General features: G+C 60.0%; 8 protein-coding genes. 6 read left to right on the top strand and 2 right to left on the bottom strand.

Annotated elements, in window-relative coordinates:
* Positions 1-11: 11 nt before the first annotated feature.
* From brxL to DWV43_RS07150, 4 genes are all read left to right on the top strand, one after another.
* On the top strand, positions 12-2,342 hold the full coding sequence (gene brxL, locus DWV43_RS07165) for a protease Lon-related BREX system protein BrxL (RefSeq protein WP_199569407.1): 2,331 nt from the start codon (positions 12-14) through the stop codon (positions 2,340-2,342).
* Positions 2,343-2,437: 95 nt separating this feature from the next.
* The gene (locus DWV43_RS07160) at positions 2,438-3,790 is read left to right on the top strand and encodes a hypothetical protein (RefSeq protein ID WP_117817626.1); all 1,353 of its coding nucleotides are present in this window, start codon (positions 2,438-2,440) and stop codon (positions 3,788-3,790) included.
* A 27-nt stretch (positions 3,791-3,817) separates the two neighbouring features.
* Positions 3,818-4,015, top strand: a complete 198-nt coding sequence (locus DWV43_RS07155; protein ID WP_117817628.1) for a hypothetical protein — start codon at positions 3,818-3,820, stop codon at positions 4,013-4,015.
* A gap of 155 nt (positions 4,016-4,170) precedes the next feature.
* Positions 4,171-4,848, top strand: a complete 678-nt coding sequence (locus DWV43_RS07150; RefSeq protein WP_117817630.1) for a DUF3800 domain-containing protein — start codon at positions 4,171-4,173, stop codon at positions 4,846-4,848.
* Positions 4,849-4,861: 13 nt separating this feature from the next.
* Here DWV43_RS07150 and DWV43_RS07145 read toward each other — a convergent pair whose 3' ends face one another.
* A complete protein-coding gene (locus DWV43_RS07145) occupies positions 4,862-6,463 on the bottom strand; it encodes a potassium/proton antiporter (protein ID WP_117817632.1) in 1,602 nt (533 codons plus the stop codon).
* Between the two features lie 325 nt (positions 6,464-6,788).
* On the opposite strand from DWV43_RS07145, the gene DWV43_RS07140 reads away from it, so the two are divergent.
* Positions 6,789-7,628, top strand: coding sequence for a metallophosphoesterase (locus DWV43_RS07140; protein ID WP_117817634.1), 840 nt, complete (start codon positions 6,789-6,791; stop codon positions 7,626-7,628).
* Between the two features lie 396 nt (positions 7,629-8,024).
* On the opposite strand, the gene DWV43_RS07135 is transcribed toward DWV43_RS07140, so the two are convergent.
* Positions 8,025-9,599: a lipopolysaccharide biosynthesis protein gene (locus tag DWV43_RS07135; protein ID WP_233539222.1), complete on the bottom strand. Its 1,575-nt coding sequence runs from the start codon at positions 9,597-9,599 to the stop codon at positions 8,025-8,027.
* Between the two features lie 352 nt (positions 9,600-9,951).
* Between DWV43_RS07135 and pckA the strand changes: the two genes are divergently transcribed.
* A complete protein-coding gene (gene pckA / locus DWV43_RS07130) occupies positions 9,952-11,622 on the top strand; it encodes a phosphoenolpyruvate carboxykinase (ATP) (RefSeq protein ID WP_199569409.1) in 1,671 nt (556 codons plus the stop codon).
* Positions 11,623-11,688 lie beyond the last annotated feature (66 nt).

The following is an 11,688-nucleotide window of genomic DNA, read 5'->3' as shown; positions in this document are numbered from 1 at the left end:
GAGTGTGCCCTATGTTTGATAGCCATGACGACGATCTGTGGGAAGTTCCCTCGATTGATGTGAATGCGCCGGTGGAGGCTGTGCCCGCGGTGGAGGCTGTGCCTGTCCCAGAGGCCGTGGCTGCTGCGCCCGTCGAGGCTGTGGCGCCTGCCGAGGACGAGCCCTCGACCGATGACTATGTCCAGGCCGTGGCCGAGGCTCCCGAGGACGACGGTTACGACATGGATGGACTGGACGGCAAGCTGCTCGAGCACTTTGGTGGCAAAATCGTGCGCAAGGACCTCACGGCCCTTATGAAGCGTGGTGCCAACGTGCCCACCTTTGTGCTGGAGTACCTGCTGGGCATGTACTGCTCAACCGATGACGAGGACGCCGTGGCGGAGGGCCTGGAGCGCATCCGCAAGATCCTCACCGATAACTACGTGCGTCCCGACGAGTCCGAGCGCATCAAGTCCAAGATTCGCGAGCTGGGTCGCTTTACCATTATCGATAAGGTGACGGCCAAGCTCGACGAATACAAAGACATCTACGTGGCGTCGTTTGCCAATCTGACTATTGAGCCGTTTGTGATGCCGGCCGAGTACGTGCGTGACTATTCCAAGATTCTCCAGGGTGGTATTTGGTGCATTATGAGCATCGAGTACCGTCATCCCATGGAAGAGGAAGACGAGTTTGGCATGGAGGTCTTTGGCGACGATGCGCCGCGCCGCTCCAAGGCCAAGCGCAAAAAGCGCGGGCCCGAGGACTCTCCGTTTAGCGTGGCGTCGCTCACGCCTATCCAGATGCCCAACCTGGACCTGGAGGCCATGATCGACGAGCGCCAGTATTTCTCGCGCGACGAGTGGCTCAACATGCTGCTGCGCTCTGCCGGCTATGAGCCCAGCGAGCTTTCGGAGAAGGAGCGCCTGCACTTTATCGAGCGTATGGTGCCGCTGATCGAGCGCAACTACAACCTGTGCGAGCTTGGCCCCCGTGGCACCGGCAAGAGCCATATCTACAAAGAGGTTTCGCCCTACGCCATCTTGCTTTCGGGCGGGCAGACCACCACGGCCAACCTGTTCGGCCGTATGAACTCCATGCGCGCCGATCGCGTGGGCTTGGTGGGTCATTGGGATTGCGTGACGTTCGACGAGGTCGCCGGCATGCGCTTTAAGGACGCCAACGCCGTACAGATCATGAAGGACTATATGGCGAGTGGCAGCTACGCGCGCGGCCGCGACCAGATTAACGCCGATGCCTCCATGGTTTTTGAGGGCAACATCAACGACACCGTGCAAAACGTCCTTAAGACCGCGCACCTGTTTGATCCGTTCCCGCCGGAGTTTAACAACGATTCGGCCTTCTTCGACCGTATCCACTATTACCTGCCGGGCTGGGAGATTCCCAAGATGCGCTCGAGCCTGCTGACCGGGCATTACGGCTTAATCACCGACTGCCTGTCGGAGTTTTGCAAGGAGATGCGCCGCAAGGACTTCACGCATCATATCGACCGCTACTTCCGCTTTAACAGCGACTTTAACAAGCGTGACGAGATTGCCGTGCGCAAGTCCTTTAGCGGCCTGGCCAAGCTGCTGTTCCCTGACGAGGCTATGGACAAGGACGACGTCCGCTGGCTGCTGGACTACGCCATCGAGGGCCGTCGCCGTGTAAAGGAGCAGCTCAAGATTATGGCGGGCGTCGAGTTTATCGACGTCAGCCTGGGCTATATGGATGCCGACAATCCGCAGGACGTGCACGTGGTGCGCGTGCCGGAGCAGTCCGAGGATACGTTGATTCCCGATGGGCCGCTGCTGTCCGGTCACGTGTTTGGCGTGGGCAGGTCGCAGGGCGGCGAGGTTGCCGTGTACAAGCTGGAGAACAAGGCTGTCGCCGGCGAGTGCAAGTTTAAGCACGAGGGCGTTGCCTTTAACAAGCCGGTGCGCGATACGCTGGAGGCCGCGTTCGACAACTTTGTGAACCTGGCGAACCGTGTGGCGCCGGGCATGCACATTGGCTCAAAGGACTACCTGCTGTTCTATAACGACCTGCAGAGCAAGGGCCTGTCCGAGGAAGTCTCGCTTGCCGAGTTTGTGGGCCTGTGCTCCGCGGCGTGCAACCGTCCGGTGATGTCCGCGCTGGCGGTTCCGGGAATCTTGCGCATGTCGGGCTCTATGGACGAGATCCGCGGGCTCGAGGACATTATGCGCGTGGCCAAAAACGCCGGCGCCAAGCGCGTGATATTGCCGCTGAGCGCCATCGCGGGCCTGCAGAGCGTTTCGTCCGAGATTATCTCGGGGTTGAGCCCGGTGTTCTACATGGATGGCGACCCGGTCGATGCTGCGAAGAAGGCGCTGGATCTGTAGGAGTGCGGGCGTGCGGGCTTGCGTGCGCGAGGCGCTTGTCTTGTGCGCGTGGGCCCGCGGGCATGTTGGCACGTCACGCGTGAGGAGGCCTTGCCATGGCGGAAGAGCGTTCTGTTGGCGAGTTGCTCGACGAGCTGTTTGGCTTTGAGTCGGTAGCCAAGCGTCAGGCGGCGCTTGAGCAGTACGACCGCGGGGAGTTGGTGCGCAAGGCGCGCTCCCGCGAGCTGCTGGTCGTGATCGAGGGCGTCGAGTCTGCCGAGCGTGCTGCGCGTGAGTCTGCCGTGCAGGCCGTTGACGGGTATGTGCGCCGCGTTGAATTTGATTCTCTTGCGCGCGCTCGCAAGCAGGTAGGCGTTGTGGGCCCGTTGCAGATGGAGCGGCGCTATGCTGCCTTTTTGCGTATGGAGGACAAGGCCGAGCTGTTGGCCCGCTTGGAGCAGACGCTTGCGTTTATCGAGGTAAAGCTGCGTGCCAATACGGCGGACAGGGTTCGTGCGGCATACGATGCTGCGGGGGCTTTGGTGTTGCAGGGCGCGGCGCGTCTGAGTGACGTGCGCGTTGTGGATGCCGCACCCTTGGATGCCAATCTGCTATGCACGCAGTTGGAGCAACTGCGTTGTGCCGCCGACGCAACGGACCTTGCCGGCATGATCACGGCGACGTTTGAGTCCGAGCTGAGTGCGACCGGCCCGCAGGGTGTTGACGCGTTTGCGAGCGATGTGGCTGGCGATGTGGCGCTGGAGCGCGAGCTTACGAATGTGCGCGGTGCTGCGCAGCGAGCGCGTTTGGCAGCCCAAGCGTATCGGACCGAACGCGCTGCCCGCGTTGCAGGGAGCACGGTGGAGCCGGTATCGTTGCCGGTGTCTGCTTGCGTTGCGTGCGAGACGGGGTGCGATGCTGGGGAGCTTTCCGAGTTGCTCGCTCAGGTAAAGAAGTCGTTTGAGACCTATAGGCGCGTTGTTGCCGACGGCGGGTTGTTCTGTGCCTTTGGTGCCGGTTCGCCGCATGGGATTTGCCGCGGCAGTAGTTATTTCGACTACGATGATCGACTTGACGAAGACGTATTGGTGGGCGAGTACGACGGTACTACCAAGCACAATGTTCGGCGCGAAGTTACGATTCCCGAGCTTGTGGACGAGTCTTCGGCCGACGGCGGCGATTCGCTCGAGGTTGCCGTGGCGCGCATGCGTGAGTTTAACGGACGGCGCTATGATGGTGTGCTGGACGAGGATCCTGTGCGCCATGTGAATGCGTTTTGGTATGGACTCAAAAAGCTCAGCCAGTATTGCGAGGCCGCTGTGCGCGTGGACGAGCGTGCCTGGGATTGCTTTATCGATAAGGTTCAGTTTGCCTACGACGAGCCGGCGGGGCACTTGGCGGTGCAGATGGACGACAAGCAGGTTGCGGCTTTTGTCGCTGCCGTGGATGCGCTCGGCGCTGACGAGTAAGGGCCTGGCCTGATAGGAGGTTTCACCATGAAGATCGACATTGATGCTGACCAGCTGCGCGAGAGTCTGCTTGACCGTGTTGGGAGTGCAACCGGCGTGGGCTTTCCGGCCGCTATGCTCGACGTGGTAGATATCGAGGACGAGTCGCCCCAAGAGCTGCTAGCCCGAGCCGAGCGCGAAGGCCTCGACCTCCGCGACTTTGCTGTCGATGGCGACGCTGAATGATGGTCACCTTTGCTATTGACGAACATATGTTTGTATTTTATACTCATGCTTGAATATACGTCCAACTTCATGGTATAAATTAGGTGGTCATCTCTTAAGAGAGGGCTTCCAAGTGCCGGGGACGTTTTCCCCGGCTTTTTTATTAAGGATTGCCCATGCGAGAGCTGAGTATCTTTATTGATGAATCTGGAAGCGATGATCTTCGTGAAAAATACTATCTGGTTGCCTTTGTTTTTCATGAACAAGATACTCCCATCGCTGAGGGAATAGAGAAATATGAAAGGGCGGTAGCCGAAAGCGGATTGCCGCTTCTTCCGTTCCATGCTTCTCCTCTCATGAATGGAAAAGATCAGTTCAAGGACTTGGACATCAGTGAGAGAAAAAGGCTGTTTTCACTATTTCGAGTTATGTTTCGACATTTGCCCATCTCGTACAAGGTGTTTGTATTCAAGACGCATCGGTATCGAACTCTTAAACTGATCGCTGATGCGATGCGGCGTGAAATCATCGATTTCATATTCGATAATTTGAGTTGGTTTCAGCAGTTTGATGCTGTGAAGATTTACTACGACGGAGGACAGGGTTCGGTTTCGAGCGCGCTTCACAAGGCAATCGATTACGCTTTGGCTAAAAATGCAGTTATCTATAAGCCGACAACTTCATCGGATTACTATTTGGCTCAGGCCGCGGACTATGTCTGTACCATTGAGTTCACGAGTCTGAAATATCAGGCAAATAAGCAGACTAATACTGACCAGAAGTTTTTTGGTGGTAGTACTGCGTTTAAAAAAGGCTTACTAAAAGAAGTTAGAAAGAAGGCCGTCCCAAATTAGCTACCCCCGCCCGCTACGACGCCAGCGTGGCGATGACGGCTTCGTCGCCGGCGTGGACTTGGGTGTTGCCGTCGGGGATGATCGTTTGACCGTCGCGCTTGAGCATCACGACGATAAAGGGGTGCTTGCCTTGCGGCACGTCGCGCAGGCGCTGACCGGCCAGGCGTCCATGGGGCGTCACGGTGACCTCGCGCAGCGTAACCTCGGCACGCTCCTCAAACGTCGGCGCGGCCATAACCAGAAGGTCGCCTTCTTCGATCACGGTATCCCCGTTGGGCAGCACCGGGTGCGCACCGTCTCGAAGCACCAGGATGACGAGCATGTTCGTAGCGCTGCCAATATCGGCAAGCGAGCGCCCGGCAAACGGATGTCCAGCTCCCACCTTGAGCTTAACAAACGACATGCCGTCTTCGTCGCGGTAGTCGTTAAACGTGCGGCGCACGTCGCCTTCTGCGTCGATCATGTCGAGCTTTTTCGCCACCGCCGGCAGTAGCGAGCCCTGCACCACGATGCTCGATACGGCAATCACAAACACCAGGTCAAATAGGTCGTGACCGCCGGGAATACCGGTCACCACGGCAAAGAGGCTAAATACGACCGAAGCCGCGCCGCGCAGGCCCGCCCAGCTCACGAGTGCAACCTGGCGGGGGTTCGTCTTAAAGGGCGCCAGCAGCGCACCAACAGCGATGGGGCGGCTCACGAAGAGCATAAACGCCATGAGCGCCAGGCCCGGTAGCAGCATTTGCGGCAGGCGGGCGGGCGTCACGAGCAGGCCGAGCAAAAAGAAGATGGTCATCTCGGCCATTTCGGTGAGGGTATCGAAGAAGTGCGCCATCTCGACCTTGCCGGTGATGTCGCTGGCACCCAGCACGATGCCGGCCAGGTATACGGCCAAAAAGCCGTTGCCACCCAGATAACTCGGCAGCGCGTAGGCAACGATCGCCACGGCGAACAAAAAGATGGTCTGCGCGCCCTCGGCCGTTGCGCGTGCGCGCTCTATCAGGCGGCTGGATGCCCAGCCGATGGCAAGACCCAACCCCACGCCCAGGATGATCTGCTTGGCCAGCAGCATGGGGATGTCGATGTTGCCGCCGGCCGCGAGGGTCGCGAGCACCGCGGTGAGCATGTAGGCGACGGGGTCGTTTGAGCCCGATTCGACCTCGAGCAGCGAGTCGGTGCCGCCGCGCAGCGACAGGTTGTGCTCGCGCAGCACGCTAAAGACGCTCGCCGCATCGGTCGACGCCACGACTGAGCCCAGCAGCAGGCCGCCGATCCAGTCGAAGCCCAGTACAAAGTGCGCAAACGCACCCGTAATGCCAGCGGTGATGACGACACCGAGCGTGCTCAGCAGCACCGCGGGCGCGGCGACGGGTTTGGCACGGTCGATGTTGGTGTTAAAGCCGCCGTAGAACATGATGAACAGCAGCGCCGTGCTGCAGACGGTTTCGGTGAGCGCATAGTCGCTAAAGTCGATATGCGCCGGGCCGTTGACGCCCAGCAGCATGCCGAGCGCGATAAAGATGAGCAGGGTGGGGAAGGGGAGCTTTTTGCCGACGGGTTTGATGGTCAGACACAGAATAATGACGAGGCCGATAAAGAGAAGTATCTGGTTCATGGATGGTGTCCGCTCCTGGGTGGTTGGCGTGGCACGGTCAGTTATCTGCGTTTATTTGTACCCAAAGATGGTGGGTTTATGGGCTTGGATTGCGGGCGTGCGCATTTTCGACACGAGGCTGCGACGCGAGCGGCGCTGGTTGTGGCGCTGGGCTAGACGGCGTGGCGTGAGCGGTCCGGGTTGGCAGGCGTGCGCTGGCGACCGTTGACGGTATGCAACCCTTTCCAGCTTTATTGCAACGGAGTACAATGGATAACGTTTAAGTTCAACTTGAAGTTTTAGTTGCGGCTCCGGGCTTCGGTCGCAATGTAAAGGGAGGCGTTCCATGGCGACCTATGTGACATCCGATGCTCACGGGCACGTGCGTGCGCTTGACGAGGCCCTGTCCAAGATTTCGCTGGCGTCCGACGATACGCTGTACGTGCTGGGTGACATGATCGATCGCGGGCCCGATCCGGTTGGCGTTATTAAGCTCGTGCGCTCGCTACCCAACGCTCGCGTGCTCAAGGGCAATCACGAGCAGATCATGCTCGATGCCATCATTGGCCAGGATCCGCTCGATGCCGAGACCTGGGATATCAACGGCGGTTGGACTACCCGTCAGCAGCTCAACGACATGGAATTTGAGGCGTACGAGGGGCTCGTGCGTTGGATGGCGACGCTGCCGCTCTACGCGGTGGCCGAGACTGACGAGCGTCCGTACCTGCTGGTGCATGCCGGCATCCAGACCGAGGCGGCGCGCGCGTTTTTGCTTGAACATGGGGTTGATTGTGCCGATGGTGCCGGAGCGGTTGGCGCCGATCGCGAACTGCTGCAGCAGATGCTTGCGGTGCAGTCGTCCGATGACTTGCTGTGGATTCGTCACGGCTACTGGGATGCGCCGACAGGGCTGCTTTCTGCCGACGGCAAGGGCCCGGTCGTGGTGAGCGGCCACACGCCCACGGTGTCGCTCGGGCGTTATTGCGAGGTGGGCGGCCTGGCGGGGCTCGATGAGGAGTTGGGCCGCGGGCAGATCGTGCGCCTGGGCGGCGAGGACACCGCCGGCGTGCCCGATCGCATCGACATCGACTGCGCCGCTGCCACCGGATCGGAGTTTGGCCGCGTTGGGATCCTGCGCCTGGACGACGGGGTCGAGTTCTATGCGAATATCAACCCGGGCGAATAACCTTGTTCCGCCTTTCTACCGTAGCTAATTTGGGACGGGTCTTTTTTGACTACTTTCGGAGAGTAGCGCCTGCTTGCTCGGTAAGCGCTAGAAATGAGGAGCGTCTGCGTCCTCGGCAGCGCGAAAATGCTCGAAAAACCGTCGCAACGGAGTCAAACGACGTCGCGACGGTTCTTTTTTGGCTGCCCGCTGGCTAAGTGAGTAGGCTTTTTTGGAAATGCCGAGCAGCCGGCAAATTTGCCTCAACAAAACCGCAGGTCATTGACTTGTGTTTTGCCGGTGTGGTCAGGGATTCGGCAAAAGTCTACTCACTTAGTTCTGCGTGTCGCAAATCGTCCGCAACGAGACCCCAGCCGGGGTGATTCCATCGCAAATTCCGGTACCGGGGGCAGCTAATTAGGCGCCGTATGGGTTGCGGTCGCGTTCGATGCGTTGGCGGATGTGGGCGTACTCGATAATCAGTAGCACCAGGAGTAGGGCCATGATGGCTAGGTAGCTCACCACAGCACCCATCAGACCCAGCAGCTTAATCAGGATCACTGGCAGCACCACGCTTACGGCGAAGCAGATCAGGTAGATCTTGGTGACGTCGCCGGCGTGGCGCAACACCGTGATGATGGCGTAGATAAAGTCGATTGCAGCGGTGATGCCGCCGGCGACGACCATCAGCAGCGCCAGCGTGCGGTAGCGCTCAAAGCTAAGGCCGTACATAAAGCTCATGATAGGGATGCCGGGGCCTGCCATAAATGCGGCGCACGCTCCGGTAATGACCACAATCAGTGCCATAACGGCAACAATAATCAGGTCAAAGCGGCGACGCTTGCGCGGATTTGCCCAAATGCTCGACAGACGCAGGAGCTGCGGTTTATAGATAAATCCAATGCTCAACAAAATTGCCTGCGCCGGAAAAAACAGTGCATTAAAGTACAGCTGATACTTGTAGGCCAGCGTGCCCTCCATCACAAACTTGGGCATGCTCTCGATGAGATTGAACAGGAACAGTGCACCAAAGAGCGGGGCGCACTGGATAAACAGGTGGCCAGCCTCGCGCAGACTCATGCGGCGTGATTTTTCGGTTTCGAGCAGGGCGAGCGGGGCGGTGACCAGTACGAGCGAGGCAATCGCGGCGACACCCATGGCCATGGCGGCGATGGGCATACTGTGCGTGAGGAACAGTGCCACGCTAAAGATTGCGATGACGCCGATGGAACGCAGCGTTTGGCTCATGCCGGCCAAATAGAGCTTGTCGGCCTGCTGCAGGCGGCCCTCGTACACGTCGGCGATGCCGTCGATCACCTTATAGAGGTAGACGCCTAGGCCGATCGTGGCCATCTGCGCATCGTAGCCGCGGGCGCTGCTGTATACCAGGCCGCATGCCAGCGCGAGCGCTCCGCAGAGCCAGCGGTTGAGCTGGTAGGAGGCGAAGGAGGTTTTTTCGTCGATGTCCGAGACCTGAAAGTTGCGCACGCCGTAGTTGCACGCGATCATGATGAGCGTGCCGGTGACAAAGGCGATGGAGAACTTGCCAGCCTCCTCGGCGCCTACGAGTTGCGTCGACACAATGGTGAGCAGCGGAAACGCCATACCCCATACGGCGGTACCCAGGGTATTCCAAAGGTAGTCGCGACGGGTGGCGTGATCTTCGTACTCGGCTTCTTGCGTGGAGAAGCCGCCGCCGTAGACAGCGCCGAGCAGGCGGTTCCACCATGCGTTAACCATGCGGTGGATGGGGCCGGGTTGGCGATCGCGCTCGCGACGACGGCGTGTGGCCTGGCTGCTGTCGGGACCGCCGGCGTTACGCTGGCTTAGCTCTTGGATTCGTGCGAGCTCCTCGGCGGTGTGCGATGCGGGGAACAGGCCGTTCTCGATGCGTCCGCCCTGCCCGTGCGCCCCGTCCGATACGGTGGGGTCGGCGACGCCATTGCGGCGGGCGATGGCGCGGCGAATGCTATCGATGGGCGTGATGCTCAAAGCGGAGTCCTTTCTATTGCTGCGCTCTAGTATAGACGCGACGGTGTTCGTTCGTGTTTTTGAACAGGTTGTTCGATAATTGCGGCGGCGCCATTCAGTAGACGGCATTTGGGGACGTTCCTTATGTGCCGGCACTTTGGGAACGTCCCTAAGTGCTGGCATCCGGGGACGCTCCTTGGTTGTTGCCTGTTCAAGAGTGTCCCTAACGACTAGGCCGCTTGCGTGCGATTTTTGACCGTTGGGCGGGCGCTTCGCCGTTGCCGCAAAAACGTTTTTGCATATCGGGTACAACGGGCTTTACGTGAGTAAAGTGCGCGCCTCGTCCACGTGTCGCGCTTTTAAAGGAGGCCCCATGCCAGGTATTACCCCTGCAGAAGTTCTGTCCAACTTTGGCATTACGCTGGTCGAAGATCCCGCCGAGAACCAGCCCCGCCTGCTGGTCGACCTGCCGGCAGCCGAGCTCGTCGAGCACGCCATCCGTCGCAACGAAGGTCGTATGGCCTCCAACGGCGCGCTGGTGATCGAGACGGGGGAGCGCACTGGCCGCTCGCCTAATGACCGCTTTATCGTTGACACCCCCGATGTTCACGACAAGATTGCCTGGGGTGCCGTCAACCGCCCGCTATCTGTCGAGAGCTACGAGGCCATCAAGGCCGGCATCGTCGACTATCTCAACGAGCGCGACGTGTTCGTCACTCGCGGTATGGCCGGTGCCGACCGCAACCATACGCGTCGTCTGCTTGTCGCCTGCGAGCGTGCCAGCCAGGCGCTCTTTATTAAGCAGATGCTCGCCCGCCCGCTTGCCCGTGAAATCGCACGCACCGGCGAGCCGGACTTCTGTGTGCTCGCCGCGCCGGGCTACCAGTGCGATCCCGCCATCAAGGGCCTCAACTCCAGCGCCGCCGTGGTCATTAACTTCCAGGAGCGCGTGATTCTGGTCGCCGGCACCGGCTATTCCGGCGAGATCAAAAAGTCCATTTTCAGCGTCATGAATTACCTGCTGCCCGTCGAGGACGACGTGCTGCCCATGCACTGCTCGGCCAGTATGGATCCCGTCACGCACGAGACCGCCGTGTTCTTTGGCCTGTCCGGCACCGGCAAGACCACGCTTTCGGCCAATCCCACGCGCCTGCTGATCGGCGACGACGAGCACGGCTGGTCTGACATGGGCATCTTTAACATCGAGGGTGGCTGCTACGCCAAATGCGAGGGCCTGGACGCCTTCCACGAGCCCGAGATCTTCAACGCTGTCCGCTTTGGCGCGATCTGCGAAAACGTGGTGCTCGACGAGAACCGCAAGCCCAACTACGACGACATCTCGATCACGCACAACACGCGCGTGGCATACCCTGTGGAGCACATTCCCAACGCGTGGACCAAGGGCATGGGCACCACTCCAAGCGTCGTGCTGTTCCTGACCTGCGACGCCTTTGGCGTGTTGCCGCCCATCTCACGCCTGACGGCCGATGCCGCCATGTACCACTTCGTGACGGGCTTTACGGCCAAGATCCCCGGCACCGAGGTCGGCGTCACCGAGCCCACGCCCACGTTCTCTTCGCTGTTTGGCGAGCCGTTTATGCCGCTCGACCCCATGGTCTATGCCAAGATGCTCGGTGAGCGCATCGCCGACGGCCGCACGCGTGTGTACCTGGTCAACACCGGCTGGATTGGCGGCGGCTACGGCGTGGGCCATCGCATCGAGCTGGCCTACACGCGCTCGTTGGTCGCGCGCGCCCTCGACGGCACCATCGAGGATAGCGAGTTTGTGCACGACGACATCTTTAACGTCGACATTCCCACCACGTGCCACGGCGTGCCCGACGGCATCCTGGTGCCGCGCCAGTACTGGCAGAGCACCGCGCGCTACGACGAGGCCGCGCATAACTTGGCCGTGATGTTCGAGGAGAACTTCAAGAAGAAGTACTCGCACCTGCCTGAGTCCGTCAAGGCTGCCGGCCCGCACGCCCAAGTGCCCGCCGAGGCCCGTCATCGCGGCCGCGGTCTGCTGGGGCTCCGCCATTAGTGTCGCCTCAGACCCAAAACCACCACAAAGGGGACAGTGAACTGCGCCCCGAAACTTGGACTGAAT

It is taken from the genome of Collinsella sp. AF05-9 (assembly GCF_003465595.1).
Lineage (GTDB): Bacteria > Actinomycetota > Coriobacteriia > Coriobacteriales > Coriobacteriaceae > Collinsella.
This window is presented reverse-complemented; position numbering and strand designations above follow the sequence as displayed.

Excerpts from the sequence above, each read along its gene's own strand:
- brxL (WP_199569407.1), top strand. The coding sequence starts at position 12 with ATGTTTGATAGCCATGACGACGATCTGTGGGAAGTTCCCTCGATTGAT.
- DWV43_RS07160 (WP_117817626.1), top strand. The coding sequence starts at position 2,438 with ATGGCGGAAGAGCGTTCTGTTGGCGAGTTGCTCGACGAGCTGTTTGGC.
- DWV43_RS07155 (WP_117817628.1), top strand. The coding sequence starts at position 3,818 with ATGAAGATCGACATTGATGCTGACCAGCTGCGCGAGAGTCTGCTTGAC.
- DWV43_RS07150 (WP_117817630.1), top strand. The coding sequence starts at position 4,171 with ATGCGAGAGCTGAGTATCTTTATTGATGAATCTGGAAGCGATGATCTT.
- DWV43_RS07145 (WP_117817632.1), bottom strand. The coding sequence starts at position 6,463 with ATGAACCAGATACTTCTCTTTATCGGCCTCGTCATTATTCTGTGTCTG.
- DWV43_RS07140 (WP_117817634.1), top strand. The coding sequence starts at position 6,789 with ATGGCGACCTATGTGACATCCGATGCTCACGGGCACGTGCGTGCGCTT.
- pckA (WP_199569409.1), top strand. The coding sequence starts at position 9,952 with ATGCCAGGTATTACCCCTGCAGAAGTTCTGTCCAACTTTGGCATTACG.